At 61.4% G+C, this 16,247-nt stretch carries 17 protein-coding genes; 13 read left to right on the top strand and 4 right to left on the bottom strand.

The features are described 5' to 3' along the window. Positions 1–54: 54 nt before the first annotated feature. Positions 55–396 (top strand): hypothetical protein, encoded by a 342-nt coding sequence (locus BGRAMDRAFT_RS11715; protein WP_006048947.1) that lies wholly within the window; start codon positions 55–57, stop codon positions 394–396. A 188-nt stretch (positions 397–584) separates the two neighbouring features. Here the strand turns inward: BGRAMDRAFT_RS11715 and BGRAMDRAFT_RS11710 are convergent, their stop codons facing one another. Further along, positions 585–2,525, bottom strand: coding sequence for a SurA N-terminal domain-containing protein (locus tag BGRAMDRAFT_RS11710; protein ID WP_006048946.1), 1,941 nt, complete (start codon positions 2,523–2,525; stop codon positions 585–587). Positions 2,526–2,929: 404 nt separating this feature from the next. Between BGRAMDRAFT_RS11710 and BGRAMDRAFT_RS11700 the strand changes: the two genes are divergently transcribed. The 3 genes from BGRAMDRAFT_RS11700 to BGRAMDRAFT_RS11690 all read left to right on the top strand — a co-directional run bounded on the left by BGRAMDRAFT_RS11700 (position 2,930) and on the right by BGRAMDRAFT_RS11690 (position 5,768). Then, positions 2,930–3,835: a LysR family transcriptional regulator gene (locus BGRAMDRAFT_RS11700; RefSeq protein WP_006048945.1), complete on the top strand. Its 906-nt coding sequence runs from the start codon at positions 2,930–2,932 to the stop codon at positions 3,833–3,835. A 116-nt stretch (positions 3,836–3,951) separates the two neighbouring features. Beyond that, on the top strand, positions 3,952–4,629 hold the full coding sequence (locus tag BGRAMDRAFT_RS11695) for an HAD-IA family hydrolase (protein ID WP_006048944.1): 678 nt from the start codon (positions 3,952–3,954) through the stop codon (positions 4,627–4,629). Continuing rightward, entirely contained in the window at positions 4,626–5,768 is a 1,143-nt protein-coding gene (locus BGRAMDRAFT_RS11690) for a DSD1 family PLP-dependent enzyme (RefSeq protein ID WP_006048943.1), read from the top strand. Before BGRAMDRAFT_RS11695 ends, BGRAMDRAFT_RS11690 begins: the two co-directional genes overlap by 4 nt. Before the next feature lie 35 nt (positions 5,769–5,803). Here the strand turns inward: BGRAMDRAFT_RS11690 and BGRAMDRAFT_RS11685 are convergent, their stop codons facing one another. Then, complete coding sequence (locus BGRAMDRAFT_RS11685; RefSeq protein WP_006048942.1) at positions 5,804–6,307, bottom strand: flavin reductase family protein; 504 nt, start codon at positions 6,305–6,307, stop codon at positions 5,804–5,806. Between the two features lie 125 nt (positions 6,308–6,432). Between BGRAMDRAFT_RS11685 and budC the strand changes: the two genes are divergently transcribed. The 3 genes from budC to BGRAMDRAFT_RS11670 all read left to right on the top strand — a co-directional run bounded on the left by budC (position 6,433) and on the right by BGRAMDRAFT_RS11670 (position 9,223). After that, a complete protein-coding gene (gene budC / locus BGRAMDRAFT_RS11680; protein ID WP_044020913.1) occupies positions 6,433–7,215 on the top strand; it encodes a meso-2,3-butanediol dehydrogenase in 783 nt (260 codons plus the stop codon). 9 nt (positions 7,216–7,224) lie between these two features. Continuing rightward, positions 7,225–8,595 carry a hypothetical protein gene (locus BGRAMDRAFT_RS11675; protein WP_006048940.1) on the top strand — a complete coding sequence of 457 codons (1,371 nt, stop codon included), beginning with the start codon at positions 7,225–7,227 and terminating at the stop codon, positions 8,593–8,595. A 103-nt stretch (positions 8,596–8,698) separates the two neighbouring features. Continuing rightward, positions 8,699–9,223, top strand: coding sequence for a cyclophilin-like fold protein (locus tag BGRAMDRAFT_RS11670; protein ID WP_232292257.1), 525 nt, complete (start codon positions 8,699–8,701; stop codon positions 9,221–9,223). A gap of 141 nt (positions 9,224–9,364) precedes the next feature. Here BGRAMDRAFT_RS11670 and BGRAMDRAFT_RS11665 read toward each other — a convergent pair whose 3' ends face one another. Then, the gene (locus BGRAMDRAFT_RS11665) at positions 9,365–9,640 is read right to left on the bottom strand and encodes a DUF4148 domain-containing protein (RefSeq protein WP_006048938.1); all 276 of its coding nucleotides are present in this window, start codon (positions 9,638–9,640) and stop codon (positions 9,365–9,367) included. A gap of 234 nt (positions 9,641–9,874) precedes the next feature. On the opposite strand from BGRAMDRAFT_RS11665, the gene BGRAMDRAFT_RS11660 reads away from it, so the two are divergent. The 6 genes from BGRAMDRAFT_RS11660 to BGRAMDRAFT_RS11635 all read left to right on the top strand — a co-directional run bounded on the left by BGRAMDRAFT_RS11660 (position 9,875) and on the right by BGRAMDRAFT_RS11635 (position 14,435). Further along, a complete protein-coding gene (locus tag BGRAMDRAFT_RS11660) occupies positions 9,875–10,768 on the top strand; it encodes a LysR family transcriptional regulator (protein ID WP_006048937.1) in 894 nt (297 codons plus the stop codon). A 343-nt stretch (positions 10,769–11,111) separates the two neighbouring features. Continuing rightward, on the top strand, positions 11,112–12,299 hold the full coding sequence (locus BGRAMDRAFT_RS11655) for an MFS transporter (protein WP_006048936.1): 1,188 nt from the start codon (positions 11,112–11,114) through the stop codon (positions 12,297–12,299). A 212-nt stretch (positions 12,300–12,511) separates the two neighbouring features. Continuing rightward, positions 12,512–13,093: an RNA polymerase sigma factor gene (locus BGRAMDRAFT_RS11650; protein ID WP_006048935.1), complete on the top strand. Its 582-nt coding sequence runs from the start codon at positions 12,512–12,514 to the stop codon at positions 13,091–13,093. A 12-nt stretch (positions 13,094–13,105) separates the two neighbouring features. Next, entirely contained in the window at positions 13,106–13,414 is a 309-nt protein-coding gene (locus BGRAMDRAFT_RS11645; protein ID WP_006048934.1) for a hypothetical protein, read from the top strand. Between the two features lie 2 nt (positions 13,415–13,416). Continuing rightward, positions 13,417–13,713 (top strand): 4Fe-4S dicluster domain-containing protein, encoded by a 297-nt coding sequence (locus BGRAMDRAFT_RS11640; protein WP_006048933.1) that lies wholly within the window; start codon positions 13,417–13,419, stop codon positions 13,711–13,713. Between the two features lie 5 nt (positions 13,714–13,718). Beyond that, a complete protein-coding gene (locus BGRAMDRAFT_RS11635) occupies positions 13,719–14,435 on the top strand; it encodes an O-methyltransferase (RefSeq protein WP_006048932.1) in 717 nt (238 codons plus the stop codon). Between the two features lie 153 nt (positions 14,436–14,588). On the opposite strand, the gene BGRAMDRAFT_RS11630 is transcribed toward BGRAMDRAFT_RS11635, so the two are convergent. Beyond that, positions 14,589–16,202: an MFS transporter gene (locus BGRAMDRAFT_RS11630; RefSeq protein WP_006048931.1), complete on the bottom strand. Its 1,614-nt coding sequence runs from the start codon at positions 16,200–16,202 to the stop codon at positions 14,589–14,591. Positions 16,203–16,247: the final 45 nt, after the last annotated feature.

The following is a 16,247-nucleotide window of genomic DNA, read 5'->3' as shown; positions in this document are numbered from 1 at the left end:
GCTTCGCAATCCCGTGTACCCGGCTCGATTCTGAGCGACTTCTGAGGAGATAACGTGAAATACCTACCGTTAATCGCTTTGACCGTGGCAATTTCTGCCTGCGCCGCTCAACCGCCGGCTGGCGTCCAATCCGTTGGACAAAGCCAGCAACCGCCGAAGGCCGTGGCGACCTGCATCGCGCAAAAGTGGGCGGACGGCTCGCAGCAACAAGTCGTGTCGCAAGACACGCTCGCTAACGATCAGGCCGTCGACGTGTATGTGCCTGGCCAGCAGCCGCCGAACGGCGCGGCCGCTGTCGTGCGTCCTTCATACTCCGGCAAGGGTTCGTGGGTCGGCTTCCGCGCAAACGGCGCAGCAGGCAGCGACGCCACCGGCGCGATCAGTTCGTGCCTGTAATCGCGAGGCGCTGACGAGCGCCAGGATCGTTTGACGAGCGCTCAGTTGTCGAATGAAGCTTGTCGAATGAATAGTGTCGCGAAATGCAAAAAGCCCCGCGGTTGCGGGGCTTTTTGCATTTGCGTGCTGCTGACTAACAGGCTGCAACGAGGCTGCAACGAGGCTGCAACCGGGCTGCAACGCGAGCCTTACTGGTCGCTCGCCTGCGCGTTGCCGCTGCTTTCGAGCGAGCCGTACAGCTTCACCTTCGAGCGGGCGCGCAGTGCCTCGACATAGGCCTCGGCTTCCGACTGCGATTGCACCTGCGCGATCTGCTGCTGAGCCGCAGCCAGACGCTGCGGGTCCACCGCCCCACCCGTCACGACCGCGTTCACCCGATAGATCGCGTAACCATCGTCGCCGAGATCGACGCCTACGTAGGCGGGCAACTTTTGCGCGTCCGCCTTGTAGATCGCGCTCAAGGCCGCCGGAGGCATGCCTTGCGCGTCGTTGCGCGACACTTTCAGCGGCGACGAGAAACCCGTGGTCGCCTTCGACTTCTCCAACTCCGCGAGCTTTGCGATGCCGTCCTTATGCGCGGCTTCGTTCGACTGGGCCGCGATGACCTTCTGACGCACGGTGTCCTTGATCGCGTCGAGCGCCGGCACGGCCGCGGCCTTGTAGTCGGTGACGCGCGCAGCGATCAGCGTGTTGCCGCCGACGTCGATTGCCTGCGTGTTGTTGCGCGCATTGACCGAGTCGTTCGCGAACACGGCGGCGAGGAACTTCGCGTTGTTCAGCGGGCTGTCGGGCGGCAGCTTCGGATCGGGCTGCGGCGTGACCGTGGCCGTCTGCAACTGAAGCTTGTACTTGTCGGCGGCCGGTTGCAGGCTCTTCGCCTTCTCATAGACGATGGATGTGAAACCTTCCGAGTCGTCGCTGAACGCCTTGCTCGCCAGTTGCGTCTTCAGGTCGCGCGCGATCTGATCTTTCACTTCGTCGAACGGCTTGGTAGCGGCCGGCTTCACGTCCGTCACCTTGACGATGTGATAGCCGAAGTCCGTTTGCACGATGCCGCTGACCTCGTCTTTCTTGAGCGCGAACACCGCGTCGTCGAACGCCTTGCCGCCCGCGATCATGCCGCGGCCAAAGTAACCGAGATCGCCGCCCTTTGCCGCCGAGCCGGGGTCTTGCGAGTTCTGTTGCGCGATCTGAGCGAATTGATCAGGATGCGCCTTGATCTGTGCGAGCAACTCGTCCGCCTTCTGCTTCGCCTTGGCCTTGTCGGCCGCGCTCGCGTCTTTCGGCGCTGCGATCAGGATATGGCTCGCGCGCACCTGGCCTTCAGTGCGGTAGTGCGCGATGTTGTCGTCGTAGTATTTTTTCAGCTCGGCGTCGGCGGGCTGCACCGACGCGGCGACCGTGGCCGGCGACATCACCAGATACTGGATGGTCGCCGTGGCCGGCGTCGCGAAGTCGTTGCGATGGGCGTCGTAATAGGCCTGCAACTGCGCGTCGGTAGGCTGCACCTTCGCGGCATAGTCGCGCGGATGGAACGCGATGCCCTGCACTTCGCGCTGCTGCTCGGCGAGTTCGGTCAAATGCTGCGCGAGCGTTTTCGACGTGAAGGCGCTGCCCTGAATGGCGGCGGGCAACTGCTGCGTGGCGATGCTGTAGCGCACGCGCTCGTCGTACTGATCGGGCGTCATGCCCTGCATGGCGAGCAACTGCTTGTAACGGTCGACGTCGATCGAGCCGTCCGGATTTTTCAGCGACGAGATGACCGGATCGTTCAGCAGCACGCGGCGCACGGCGTCGTCGGACGCGGTGAGGTGCAGGCGCTGCGTTTCATCGGCCAGCACGCGTTGTTCGATCAGGCCGTCGAGCATCTGGCTGCGACGCTCCGGCGTGTCGAACGCCTTGATGTCGAACTGCGCGCCGAGCATCTGCCGCGCGCGGTCGAGCTGCTGACGCATCGCGTTGTCGTACTCTGCCCGCGTGATCTTGTGACCGTTGACGCTCGCGACGTTTGCGCTTTCGTCAAAGAAGCCGCGAAAGCCCTGAATGCCCACAAAACCCAGCCCCGGCACAATGACGAGGATGAGCATGAACATCATCAGGCGTTTGTGATTACGGAAAAAATCGAGCATGCGTGAGTGCCAAAAACAGAACGCCCGATCTTACAACAGCGGGCAATAAAAAAGGCGAACCGGAGTTCGCCTTTCAAGGATACTGGCGGAGTGGACGGGACTCGAACCCGCGACCCCCGGCGTGACAGGCCGGTATTCTAACCGACTGAACTACCACTCGTTCTACTACACACTTCTGCATCTTCGCTGCGCTTCTTCTTGCAAGCTGCAGCTTGCCGGGACTGCCCAAATTGCGGCGAAATCGCGGCAAAAAATGAATTGTAGCTGAAGGCGCCGCGTGTCCGCAACTTTTGCGTCCCGGGGTTCGGGCGGCTCCCGATGCGATTCAGGCAAGGTTCGGCGCGTACCTGAGCGGTCCGGCTCACAATCCAATCTCCGTCACTGATCCAGTTAGCGTCACCCAAATGACCGATACCGCCGATATTCGCTTCCTCCTTACCATCCAGCAGAACGGAAGCCTGATCGCCGCCTCGCGCAAGCTCGGCCTCACCGCTTCGGCCGTAACGCAGCGCCTGCAACAGATCGAAAAGAAGCTCGGCAGCAGGCTCGTGGAAAGAACCGCGCGCAAGCTGACCTTTACCGAAGAAGGCATGCTGCTTTGCCTGCGCGGTGCGGAACTGATCGAGCAACTCGACACGCTGCTGGAAGATCTGCGGATTCATCATGGAGGACTGGTCGGCACATTGAAGGTCAATGCGCCGCTCGGTTTCGGCCGGCGCTACCTCGCACCGGTCATTGCCGATTTCCAGCAGGAGAACCCCGACGTCGATGTCGCGCTCACGCTATCCGACCAGCCGCTCACCGAAGCGGCGGACCGGTTCGACGTCGTGGTTCATATCGGCGAGTTGCGCGCATCCAATCTTGTCGGCCATACGATCGCACCGAACGCGCGATTCGTCTGCGCATCCCCTGCTTTCGTGAAGCGTTTCGGCAATCCCGAGCAGCCTGACGATCTGGCGGGACTGCCGTGCATCGTCCTTCGCGAAAACCAGGAAGACGTGTCGCTGTGGCATTTCAGCAAAGGCAAAACCGGCCGCAGCGTCCGCGTGACGTCGAAACTCAGTTGCAACGACGGCGACGTGATCCGCCGATGGGCGTGCGAGGGCCGAGGCGTCATTCTGCGTTCCGAGTGGGATGTCGCGGACGATATCCGGCAAGGCAGGCTGGTGAGGCTGCTGCCCGGCTGGAAAGCACCGGATGCCCACGTGATCGCGCTGACTCACAACCGTTCCGGCTTGCCGAGAAGAACCCGGAATTTCATGCAGTATCTGCAGGCGCGCTTCAAGCCGCTTCCGCCGTGGCGCGTTTAAGGACGCATCGCATGTTCAGTTTTTGTGAATCACTGAGTTAGCGCAGCTAAATTCACAGCGGGCTGCTAAAACCTATAATCGAATCGTCTCTGGATTCCGATTGGTTATCAACGTCCATGTCCGCGAAAGATTCCTCACTTCAGCCCGGCTATCCGAAAGCCGTCCTGTTCGACCTGTTGACCGCCCTGCTCGATTCGTGGACGCTCTGGAATCGTTGCGCCGGGTCCGAACAGGCAGGCAGAGCGTGGCGCGCGGAGTACCTGCGCCTCACCTACGGCTGCGGTCAATACGTCGAATACGAAACGTTGGTCAAGCGCGCTGCGCAATACGTCGGCCTTCCCGACTCCGCGCCGCAAGCGCTCGAAGATAACTGGCTCCAACTGACGCCTTGGGAAGGCGCATTGGCTGCGCTGCAACAGCTACAGCCTCACTGCAAGCTCGCAGTGGTCACCAATTGTTCGGCACGGCTCGGCCGGCAAGCAGCATCGATTCTGCCCGTGCAATGGGACGTGGTCGTGACAGCGGAAGAAGCCAGCGCCTACAAGCCTGACCCTCGTCCCTACGAGTTGGCGCTCGACGCGCTGAACGTGCTGCCTCACCAAGCGGCATTCGTCGCGGGTTCCAGTTACGACATGTTCGGTACGGCTGCCGTCGGCTTGCGGACGTACTGGCATAACCGGATCGGCCTGCCGCTCGTCGCCGGCGCACAGCGGCCGGAAATCGAATCGCCGACACTCGATTCCCTCGCCGCCTGGGCGAGCCATTTCACGGCGAACAACTCGCAAACATCATGACACTCGATTCACAGGAAACGCCCGCGGCCATCGTCGATGTCCGCAAGATGGAAAAGAATATCGCCGCGATGCAGGAGCGGATGAACGCGCTCGGCGTGAAATTCCGCCCGCATGTGAAAACGTCGAAATGCGTCGAGGTGGCACAGGCGCAGATCGCCGCCGGGGCTCGAGGCATCACCGTTTCCACGCTGAAAGAGGCGGAAAGTTTCTTCGCGGCCGGCATCGTCGATATTCTTTATGCGGTCAGTATCGTTCCGTCGAAGCTGCCTAGAGTCATGGCGCTGCGGAAGCGGGGATGCGATCTGAAGATCGTCGTCGACAATGCCAGCGCCGCGCTCGCCATCGTGGAGTTCTGCAAAACAGCGGGCGAATCGCTGGAAGTGTGGATCGAAGTGGATACCGACGGCCATCGCTCCGGCCTCAAGCCCGAAGAAGATGCGCTGCTGGAAATCGGCCGCATTCTGCACGCGGGCGCGATCAAGGTCGGCGGCGTGTTGACACATGCCGGTTCGAGCTACGAATTGAATACGCCCGCAGCGTTGGCGGCGCTCGCTGAACAGGAACGCGCCGGCTGCGTGCGCGCCGCGCAACGCCTGCGCGCGGCCGGCATTCCGTGCGAGAGCGTGAGCGTCGGCTCCACGCCGACGGCGCTCGCCGCGCGCAGCCTCGAAGGCGTCACCGAAGTGCGTGCCGGCGTCTACGCATTCTTCGATCTCGTGATGCACAACGTCGGTGTTTGCGCGATCGACGATATCGCGCTGAGCGTGCTGACCACGGTGATCGGCCATCAGGAAGACAAGTCGTGGGTGATCGTCGACGCGGGCTGGATGGCCATGAGCCGTGACCGCGGCACGTCGAAGCAGTCACGCGATTTCGGCTACGGACTGCCGTGCACGCTCGACGGCACTCCGCTCGACGGCTATCTGATGATCGGCGCAAACCAGGAGCACGGCATTCTTGCACCGGCCGATGCCGGCCACGCTCCTGATCACGGCGATCTGAAGGCCCGCTTTCCGATCGGCAGCCGGCTGCGCATCCTGCCCAATCACGCGTGTGCAACGGGCGCGCAGTTCCCCGAATATCACGCGCTGCAAGCAACGGGAGAACTCGCCGTGTGGAGCCGCCTGCATGGCTGGTGAAACTCGCGGACCTGCTTGTGAGCCCGCGCCCGCGGCTAACCAAACTCGTCCGGATAAAGCGCCGCGCTGCCGTCGAGATTGCCGGTTTGCGCGTAGATCAACGGCTCGCCGTCGCGGCGAACTATCGCTCCATCAACGACACGGCCGATGACCAGGCGATGATCCCCCGCCTCGATGTCGCTCGCCAGTTCGCACTCGAAGTGCGCGAGCGCCTCGAGGAGCAAGGGCGCACCCGTCCTGCCGGGTTGCCACGATACGGATGCGAGTTTGTCCACCGTGCGGCCCGACTGCGTGCCGAAGTGCTCCGCGAGCGGCTGCTGGTCCGCACTCAACACGCTGATGGCGAAGACCTGGCCGCTTCGCAGCAGTTTGTACGACTCGTGATCCGTGCCGATCGTGATCGCGACGAGTAGCGGCGAAAACGAAACCTGCATGATCGAACTGGCGGTGAACGCGTTGCGTCGATTACCATCCGCAACGCCGACGACATACACGCCGGCCGTCAAATGCCTGAAAAGTTCTGCGATGCGCTCGCTCATCGTGGACTCCTCTTAAGTGCGAAGAAGCGTGTTTCATCATAGCGCCGCTCATGCGTTGCGGCTTGCGCATCGGCTGGAACGCGGCTTGCGGCGCGAAGGTGTTTTACAGCGATCTTCATTTCATCATGAAAGACTCTCTCATCTACAACCGGTTCAGTTCAAAAGTGGTCGTCGTGACAGGCGCCGGGTCCGGGATCGGCGAAGGTGCGGCGCGTCGCTTTGCGGGAGAAGGCGCGTCGGTCGTGTTGGCCGGACGCACTCGCGAGAAGCTCGAGCGTGTGGCGCGCGACCTCGACGCTCAACGCACGCTCGTTCACCCCTGCGATGTCTCCAGTTACGAGGCCGCCGAGCAACTGATGGCCGCGGCAATCGCGCGCTTCGGCTGTATCGACGTGCTCGTCAATAACGCAGGAATCGCGCCGACTGGCCGCATCGACGAAGCCTCGCTCGACGACTGGCGCGGGATCATGTCGACCGATCTCGACGGTGTTTTCTATTGCAGCCGCGCGGCGATTCGTCATTTGATCGACGCGCGCGGCTCGATCGTGAACGTGTCGTCGGTGTCCGGCCTGGGCGGCGATTGGGGCATGAGTTTCTACAACGCGGCCAAGGGCGCGGTCACCAATTTCACGCGGGCGCTTGCCCTGGATCACGGCCGCGACGGCGTGCGAGTCAACGCGGTCTGCCCGAGCCTGACGGCCACCGACCTGACGCAAGACATGCTCGGCGACGAGAAGCTGATGGCAAAGTTTCGCGAGCGCATTCCACTCGGCCGCGCAGCCGAGCCCGCTGACATCGCGGCGGTCATCGCTTTTCTCGCCAGCGACGACGCGCGTTTCGTGACTGGCGTGAATCTGCCCGTCGACGGCGGTCTGAGCGCGTCGAACGGCCAGCCGCCGCAAGCGTGAGCGCGACGCGTGCCTGCGCTGCTCGATGACACGCTGAATCGCGTCGTGCGGCGTTATCGCTTGCCGGCCGACGCCTGCAAATTTCCGCCGACGCCCGATGCCAGTCCTGCTGAGGCGCTCGCGATCGTCATCGAGCGGGCTCGCGAAGCCGTGGTCCGCGGCGAAGCGCCCGATGCGGAATTGAAGCGTCGTTTCATCGCAGCGCTCGCTCAGATGATTCGTGACGCGATGCGTGCCGAATCCGGCGACCCCGTTTTCCAGGCGATGGCGTTTCGTCATCGAACGGCTGAGGTGCGCGAGTACGCGTCGCTGGCAGCGCATGCCGCGCGGGACCGCCGTACGATTCACGCGGCCGTGAATGCCATTGCTCATCCGGCGAAGCAGCAACGAACTCCGCCGGGGCGGCAACGCGACGCGCTGGCTTTGTTGCATGCGTCCGCGGCGTCGGGAGCCTGGTCGGAGTTCGACGCGACGCTGCGGAGCCTTTGCGCCGAGCATTGCGCGGGCGAGTTTCCGTTCGAGCGCAGCTTGACGCAATTGCTCGACAGTCCCGAATTGTCACGCTTGCGGCGTCTCGAACTGCTCGCGTCCGATGATCGTGTGCGTCAATATCAGTCGCTGTGGGATCGGCATGCTCATCGTCCGGGAAGCGCGGCGGCGATTGCCCTCGGCATTGCATCGAAAGAACGCGGCGCCCAGGTTGAAGCGTTAGCCACGCACGCGCTCGAGCTATTGGCGCGACGACTGAATGAAGCGGAAGGCTCGCTCGCGTCGTATTGCGTCGTCAACTCGATGCGCGTGCCGGCCGCGATGCCCGCGAGCCACGAGCGTGCAAAAACCGAGTGGGACGTCGTGCTGTTAAGACGTGCAAAGGCGAATGGCGAAGCTGCGGCCTGGGACGTATGCCTGCTCGTGGAGGCGAAGGCATCCGTTGACGCCGCGACCACCGACTTCCCGCGTCTTTTGCGCGGTGTGAATCTGCTTGCCCACGCGGATGAAAACACGGTCTATTCGTTCCTCACTCAGCAAGGCACGGTGAGTGTGCGTGGCGCTTCACTGAGCGCGCTGCGAACCGACGACGCAAGTCTCGCGAAGACCGTGCTCTATTGTTGTGACGCTCCTGCTGAAGCGAGTCCGCGTTTGCTTGGTGCCGCCGCTCGCATGCAGTTGTTGTCGGCAGAGGCCAGTCTGGTGTTTGCAAATGTTCTCGCTACCGAACACGATGCCGATTCAAGCGCTCTAGAACCAGTCTGGCAGCAGTTACTCGAATCTCCGAAATGGCATGCCCTCCTCTACCAGTATCCGACGCTGCGCCGGGTTCGCGAGCTGATGGTTCATGCGGAAGATCTGCAATTGGCGGTCATCGCGGCGCTGTATTGATGACGCTGATTCATAGCCTCAAGAAAGCACAGCAACTTAATCTACAGGAGACTCTCGGATAGAGTGGACAGCGACGTGGACTTCCCAGGCAAAGGAGCAGCTTTTGGACACGAAGGTTTGCCGAACAGTTGCACTAGCTGTTGCATTTGCAACGACTGCTCTCCCCTTTATGAGCCGTGGCGCGTCCGCATTAAAGAGCCAAACGAATCCTGCTTACGTACAGACCGCTTCAGCAAAACAAGCCGCAACCATGTCGAACAAATCAACCGCGCTGGCCCGAATCAGACTGAGCTTCGACGGTAAGCAAGCGGAGGTCGAACTCAACGACAACCCTGCCAGCCGCGACTTTGTTTCCATGCTGCCGCTCACGCTGAATTTCCGGGACTACAACGGCGTGGAGAAAGTCGCCTATCCTCCGCGCAAGCTCTCAACCAAAGGCGCGTCCTTTGGATTGACACCCTCAGTAGGCGACTTTGCGTTGTATGCGCCGTGGGGAAACCTCGTGGCCTACTATCGCGGGTTTCGACATTCCGGCGATCTGGTTCATCTCGGCCGCTTCACTTCCGGTATAGAAGAACTGTCGAAGATGGACGGCGAATTCAGCGTCCGTATTGAAGCTGTGCAGTAGTCGGCTTTTGAACTTTCGATGCCGTTCCGTCGTTTTCTCGAACATGCACAAAGAGGTTATGGGACTCGCATCCCATAGCCTCTTTTGCTTGCGAGCGTCGGCAGATAACCGATAGACAACTATCGTCGCGCAATACAGCGATCAGTTGCAGTGCGCGTTGTCGTCGCTCTTATTCGCCGCGAGTTGACTCGACGTGCGTTCCGCTTTCGCGAGCGTCACCTTCGCGGACGCTGCGTGCGCGTCGTCCACCCAGGTCCGCGGATTCATGCGCGCGGGGTTATATCCTGCTGCCGCGTAGTCGGCAGCTTCCTGACGGACCTGCTCACGCGTCAAACCTTGAGAGGACGTTTGCGCCGAGGCGAGCATAGGCGCGGAGATGGCGATTGCGATAAGAACAAGTTGAAGTTTGCGTTTCATGGTCGTAGCTCCGGAAAGATGGGCAAGGTTTGCCCGATAGCTTCGATGAAGCAACGGGCATCGCTTCGGTTCATGCACACTTTAAGGATTTCTACTGATTCGATTAAGTAGACGCCTTCCATTGAGCCTATTAGTATCATTCATGAATCACGAGATCGAAGCGACGCTCGAACACGCAACGCGCTGCTCGCCCCTGGCACCGGATGTTTGCTCACAAAGAATGGATGATGCGAGATGCCTCGAGAAAACCTGAATGACATCCTTGTGTTTATCGCGGTTGCACGCGAGAAGAGCTTCACGCGTGCGGCGGCAAAACTGGGCGTTTCTCAATCGGCGTTGAGTCATACCATCCGCGATCTCGAGGCGCGACTCGGACTGCGCCTCCTCACGCGAACGACCCGAAGCGTTTCGACCACTGAAGCGGGCGAAGAACTCTTTCAGGCGGTGGCGCCGCGCATCGAGGAAATCGATGCAAGCATTGCGGCTTTATCGGATTTCAGGGACAAGCCCGCTGGGATCATTCGCATCACCGCAACGGATCATCCCGTGGAGACGGTCATCTGGCCGAAGCTGCGAAAACTCTTGCCGTCCTACCCGGATATCAAGGTCGAGGTGACCGTCGACTACGGTCTTTCGAACATCGTCGAAGAACGCTATGACATTGGCGTCCGATTCGGCGATCAGGTCGCAAAGGACATGATTGCGGTCCGTATTAGCCCGGACATTCCGATGGCTATCGTCGGCTCACCCGGCTACTTTGCAAATAGAGAACTTCCGAAAACGCCGGAAGATCTTCTCCGCCACGAATGCATTAGCTTGCGCATGACGACCACGAAGGCGCTGTACGCGTGGGAATTGAAAAAGGGAAAGAGAGAGACGCAAGTGCGCGTTGCAGGACAGGTCACCGTCAATACGCAGCCTCAAATGATCCAGGCCGCGCTGGACGGCTTTGGACTGACTTTCGTCCCGGAAGATGCCGTAATCCAACACATGCGCAATGGCCATTTGCTAAGCGTTCTGAGAGACTGGTGCCCAGTCTGGCCCGGCTACCGCGCCTACTATCCGAGCCGCCGTCAAACGTCGCGTGCATTCTCGCTTGTGATCGATGCATTGAAACACCAAAGCTAAGCCGACTCCCAATTCGCCGCACCGATTGATCACAACAGCTCATAAGTCCAATCGACCGGCTTGGGTTTATCCGAACTGCCCGCGCAGCTAGAATAACTTCAATCGGTCAGGCATTCACTCGCTGACTCAGTCTTTTAGTCAACACGCGCCCGCTGCATTGCTTTAACGGATCGCAGCGCCGGCGACTCGCACGTCCATTCACTGCTTGAGCGCGCATCGTCGCGCCTGACGCCGTAATCAGGCATTGTCGACTGCCAATTCATTGGCCGGTCGCGCATTCCTTTTGTCGAAGCACGTTCAAGTATTGCAGCGAATCGGCGCCCAAGATGAACGAGGAAATCCGATGTCCACAGTGTCGAATCAATCCGCTATTTCCAGACGCCAGGTATGGAGCGCGGTCGCCTCGATGGCGATGTGCGCGGCCATGCTGATAGCGTCCGAATTCATGCCCGTTAGTCTTCTGACGCCGATTGCGTCAGACCTGCGTGCGTCAGTCGGTATGGCGGGCCAAGCCATTTCTATCTCGGGCCTCTTTGCTGTCGCGACAAGCCTGATCATTCCTTCGGTGACGAGCCGTCTCGATCGACGTCATGTGCTGGCCGGACTCGCGGGGCTGATGCTGATGTCGTTGGTGCTGATCGCCGAGGCCCGCAGCTTCGAGATGTTGATGGCCGCTCGCGCGCTTCTCGGCGTGACAGTAGGTGGTTTCTGGTCGCTTGCAACCGCAACGATCATGCGACTCGTGCCCGAGGAATCGGTGCCGAAGGCATTAGGTGTTCTCTATACGGGCAACGCCGTCGCGACGTCATTTGCCGCGCCCATTGGTAGTTACCTGGGCAGTGTCATCGGATGGCGAGGTGTGTTCTGGGCACTCGTCCCAATCGTGGCAATCAATCTGGTCATGCTGCTGGTGACGCTTCCGCCTATGAAAACCCGCGCATCGCAAGACGGCGGCGCGAACGCGCTTGCACTCCTGCGGCGCCCGCATGTGTCGTTTGCAATGCTCGCCGTCATGCTGACGTTTGCCGGCGCTTTTGAGGTCTTCACGTACTTCCGGCCGTTCTTTGAAACCTACACGCACGTCGGCGTGCTACGGCTATCAGTCCTTCTGCTTGGCATGGGACTCGCCGGTTTCGCCGGCACGTACGGTGCGAGCGCACTGATCGGTAAACGCCTCTTCCATCTGTTGATGGCTTTGCCCGTTGCACTGGCCGTCGTGACGCTCATCATGCTTCCCGCGGGTCACTCGTTCGGCGCAGCGGCATTGCTGGCAATTGCGTGGGGCGCCGTTAATGCAGCCATTCCCGTCGCATGGTCGACGTGGCTTTCGAAGGGCGTGAAGGACAAACCGGAAAGCGGCGGAGGCTTGATGGTTGCATCTATCCAGCTATCCATCATGGTGGGCGCGGAGCTAGGCGGCACACTACTCGATCATTATTCGATCGGCGCGACCTTCTTGTCCGGCGCGGCGCTGCTGGTTCTTTCGGCGATTGTCGTTGGCAGCGGCAGGCGTCTCAGGCCCGCGGTGTGATAGACGATGCAGACGTTGCGCAGTTCATGCGCGGCGCCGACGTCAATGCTTGTCCGGCTAACGGCCATCTTACGTTTCCAGTTTGCGCGTCTGGGTCCTGCCGCGTACAGTTGATTATTCTTCTATCGGCGGCAACGAGCGGCCGCAGTCGCCCGACAAAACATTTTTCACGCTCGCCACAATATTCGCGTTCCTGAAACGTCTTCAGGCGCATGGAACCGCCACCTACCTCGCAGCCGATGACCGACCGAGACAGCGACATCACCGCGACCGTGGTGCGTGAGCGCACGAGGCTCGTCAATTTCATCCGGCGTCGAATACGCGATCCGGATGATGCCGAGGACATCCTGCAGGACGTGTTCCACGAATTCGTGCAGGCTTACCGGCTTCCCGCTCCGATCGAACAGGCTAGTGCGTGGCTTTTTCGCGCCGCGCGCAACCGCATCATCGATCGCTTTCGCAAGAAAAGAGAGCAGCCGCTGCCCGATCCGTTCGAGACCGACGACGACGCCGGCAGCGAATATCGCCTCGACCTCGCGCTGCCGGCGCACGATGCCGGTCCCGAAGCGCTCTACGCTCGCGCTCTATTGCTCAAGGCTTTGCAGGACGCGCTCGATGAGTTGCCGCCGAATCAACGTGACGTATTTATCGCCCACGAGCTCGAGGGGCGTTCCTTCAAGGACATGGTCGCGCAAAGCGGCGTGCCGCTTAATACGCTGCTTGCGCGCAAACGCTATGCGGTTCTCCATTTGCGCGCTCGACTGCAAGTCATTTACGACGAACTGGATATTTAAAGGAGTCAACGGATGAAATTCCGAATCAGATGTGCCGGCAAAGCGCTGCTTGTGGTGGTCGCCATCGCCGCGCTTGGGTGGGTGGTCATGACGCTATGGAATTGGGTGATTCCGGCGCTATTCGTCGGCGCCCGTGCGATCGATTTCGCTCATGCGTTGGGCTTGCTGGTCTTGAGCCGCATTCTCTTTGGCGGATTCCGCGGACATGGCGGCTGGCGCGAACGGCGTCACTGGCGCAAATGGGAAGCGATGACGCCCGAGGAACGCGAGCATTTCCAGACGGCGTGGCGCTCGCGCCATGCCCCGCGTAAGGAGGATTGAACATGCGCGAGAACGCGGTGCGCGACTGCAAACAGGAGCCGGGCGTGATTGCGCCTGTCGTCGATCTGAGACGTTGCGAAGGCAAAGGCGATTGCGTGAACGTTTGCCCGGAGAATGTGTTTGAGATCCGGCGTATCGATGAGGCCGATTACCTCAGCCTCGGTTTGATGCATCGCCTGAAGCAGCGCGTGCATGGAATGAAGGTCGCCTACACGCCGAATGCGGACGCCTGCCGCTCTTGCGGTCTTTGCGTGACGGCATGCCCTGAACGCGCGATCAAGCTCGCCAGAACGGCATAGCGCATATGAGTCCATCAACCGCAGTGCTTTTGCGCGAGCTTCACGAGCAGAGCCAGTCAGAAGTGATAGCCCGCGCATGCGCGCAGTTTCAGGGATCGAGCGAGGAGTTTCTAACTCTCGTCGACGAATACGAAACGCTCGCACCCAGATTGCGTGGCCGGTTTCTCGAAACGCTCGGGCTATCCAGCGAAGATTTCGAGTCCTCGCAAGGCACGCCTCTTTCGCTGGCCGTCTCGGCGGAGACGGGACGGTTCCTGCGCAACATGGTGCTGTCGCACAAACCGGCTCGAATCCTAGAACTCGGTAGTTCGTGCGGTGTGTCCACGTTGTATCTCGCCGAGGCTCTTCGCACGTCAGGCAGCGGCATCGTTGTAGCGACTGAAGTCGATCCGCTGAAGTGCGTACGTCTTCGGGACAACATCATGACGGCGGGCGTCGATGCTTATGTCGATCTGCGGGAAGGCGATGTGTTCCAGACCGTCACCGAGCTGGACGGCACGTTCGACATGGTGTTCATCGACGTATGGGCCAACGCCTATCTGGATCTATTCAAACGGATCGAACACCTGCTGCGCCCCGGATCGATCGTTCTCGCCGACAACATGTACACAGCCGAAGACGCGGTTCGGCCGTACAAGCAATATCTCGATGCGGACCCGCGCTTCTCGAGCACGACCTTGGGCTTTGAATCGGGGATCGAGTTTACGGTCGTCGTTTGCTGAATGAATGGGGGTGGGGCTCGCGTTCTTGCGCCATGCAATCGGGATGATTCCAATGCGCCGTGATTGATCGCTGCTTGCCTGAAGGCGCCCGGTCTCAGTCGGAGATCGAAGCAGAGAGTCCGCGAGCAAACGCGTCCGGTGAAGCGAAGCCTCTCACTTGCGCCGCTGGATGGTTGCCAACGCGAGCCCCGCTCCTGCGAACGCGCACGCGGCGGACACCAGCGCGACTGCGCGCAGCGCGGCAACGATGGCGTCGGCTTCCGCTTGCGCCGTCGGCGTCTGCGGCGGCGTATGGGCACCGCCGGCTTGCGCACCGGCTGCCGCGTTCAACCCCGATAACTGTGCGCTCTGGCGTGCATCGTGAGGAACGTGCAGTTCGTCGAGCCGCGCGGACAGCGCCGCGTCGTGCGACCACACAAACACGATGCCGAGTACCGCAACCGCCAGCAGGCTCGCTACGCGTGCGACCGCGTTGTTGATACCGGACGCCACGCCCGTGCGATGAGCCGGCACTGAGCCCATCACGGTCGTCGTGAGCGGTGCGACCGTGATCGTCATGCCGAGGCCGAGCACGGCGAGCGCAGGGAAAAATCCGGCCCAATAGCTGCCGCGCACGAACGGCATCGCGAGCATCGCAAAGCCGATTCCGGCGATGGCCGGGCCAACGCTCAATAGGACCCGCGAACCGAAGCGGGTCGTCAGGCCGCCGGTCAAGCGCGACAACGAGCCGATGATGACCGGCACCGGCAGCAGCGCCGAGCCCGCTTCCGTTGCCGTGTAGCCATGTGCGCGGATCAGCGTGAACGGCAGGAAGAAAAATACCCCGCCCATACCGAAGTAAAGCAGCAGCGTGACGAGATTCGCGCCGGTGAAATCGCGCGAGCGAAACACCTCGAGCGGCATCATCGGGTCACGGCTCTTCGCTTCGATCATCAGGAATGCGGCCAGCACGAGCGCGCCAACGCCGATCGCGCACAGTACGAGCGCATGCGCGAAGCCACGCGCCGACGCCTCGGTCAGGCCATAGGTCAATGCCGCGAGCCCCGCTGCCGCACTCAACGCGCCTGGCCAGTCCAATTGTTGAGGCGCATCGGGCGTGTGGCTGTTCGGCACCGACGAAACCGCGAGCGCAATCGTCGCCGCTGCAAGCGGGACGTTGAGAAAGAAGATCGCGCGCCAGGAGAATGCGTCGACGAGCAGGCCGCCGGCCACTGGCCCGAGCGCCGACGTAATCGCGCCGACACCCGCCCAGGTGCCGATCGCCCGTCCGCGCTCCTCGCCGTCGAAGATCGCGCCGATGATCGCAAGACTGCCGGGTACGAAGAGCGCAGCGCCTATGCCCTGCACCGCACGCCCGGCGATCAGCGAGCCCGCGTTCGGCGCGAGCCCACAAGCGGCCGACGCGAGCGTGAAGACCGCGATTCCCGCGATGAACACCGTGCGGTGGCCGAGTTTGTCGCCCATCGATCCGCCCACCAGTACGAGCGATCCGAGAAACAGAAGGTAGGCATTGATGATCCACTGCATCGCCGCGACGCTCGCGCCGAGCTCGCTCTGAATGGCGGGCAACGCGACGTTGACGACGGAGCCGTCGATAAACGCCATGCTCGAGCCGAGGATCGTCGCGGCGAGCGCCAGACGCTTGCGCCGGCACGGGCTGTCGAGTGCGGTGGGCTGCATGCGGATGATGAGTTCGTCGCACGGGCTCGCTTGCGCAGCGACAACGTGCGCGCGGTGTGGGTCGCTATGAACGCGCGGGTCGGCCATGCTCGCTCCAGTGCCGGTCGATGGTGACTAGCATAGCAACTGGGG

The organism is Paraburkholderia graminis C4D1M, from assembly GCF_000172415.1.
Taxonomy (GTDB): Bacteria; Pseudomonadota; Gammaproteobacteria; order Burkholderiales; family Burkholderiaceae; genus Paraburkholderia; species Paraburkholderia graminis.
Note: the sequence above shows the minus strand (reverse complement) of the source record. Positions and strands in the feature narration are given on the sequence as shown.

Bases quoted from the DNA above. Each gene is read 5' to 3' on its own strand.
- budC (WP_044020913.1), top strand. From the start codon at position 6,433: ATGAAAGACTCTCTCATCTACAACCGGTTCAGTTCAAAAGTGGTCGTC.
- BGRAMDRAFT_RS11645 (WP_006048934.1), top strand. From the start codon at position 13,106: ATGAAATTCCGAATCAGATGTGCCGGCAAAGCGCTGCTTGTGGTGGTC.
- BGRAMDRAFT_RS11685 (WP_006048942.1), bottom strand. From the start codon at position 6,307: ATGAGCGAGCGCATCGCAGAACTTTTCAGGCATTTGACGGCCGGCGTG.
- BGRAMDRAFT_RS11640 (WP_006048933.1), top strand. From the start codon at position 13,417: ATGCGCGAGAACGCGGTGCGCGACTGCAAACAGGAGCCGGGCGTGATT.
- BGRAMDRAFT_RS11650 (WP_006048935.1), top strand. From the start codon at position 12,512: ATGGAACCGCCACCTACCTCGCAGCCGATGACCGACCGAGACAGCGAC.
- BGRAMDRAFT_RS11655 (WP_006048936.1), top strand. From the start codon at position 11,112: ATGTCCACAGTGTCGAATCAATCCGCTATTTCCAGACGCCAGGTATGG.
- BGRAMDRAFT_RS11700 (WP_006048945.1), top strand. From the start codon at position 2,930: ATGACCGATACCGCCGATATTCGCTTCCTCCTTACCATCCAGCAGAAC.
- BGRAMDRAFT_RS11665 (WP_006048938.1), bottom strand. From the start codon at position 9,640: ATGAAACGCAAACTTCAACTTGTTCTTATCGCAATCGCCATCTCCGCG.
- BGRAMDRAFT_RS11660 (WP_006048937.1), top strand. From the start codon at position 9,875: ATGCCTCGAGAAAACCTGAATGACATCCTTGTGTTTATCGCGGTTGCA.
- BGRAMDRAFT_RS11695 (WP_006048944.1), top strand. From the start codon at position 3,952: ATGTCCGCGAAAGATTCCTCACTTCAGCCCGGCTATCCGAAAGCCGTC.
- BGRAMDRAFT_RS11710 (WP_006048946.1), bottom strand. From the start codon at position 2,525: ATGCTCGATTTTTTCCGTAATCACAAACGCCTGATGATGTTCATGCTC.
- BGRAMDRAFT_RS11630 (WP_006048931.1), bottom strand. From the start codon at position 16,202: ATGGCCGACCCGCGCGTTCATAGCGACCCACACCGCGCGCACGTTGTC.
- BGRAMDRAFT_RS11690 (WP_006048943.1), top strand. From the start codon at position 4,626: ATGACACTCGATTCACAGGAAACGCCCGCGGCCATCGTCGATGTCCGC.
- BGRAMDRAFT_RS11635 (WP_006048932.1), top strand. From the start codon at position 13,719: ATGAGTCCATCAACCGCAGTGCTTTTGCGCGAGCTTCACGAGCAGAGC.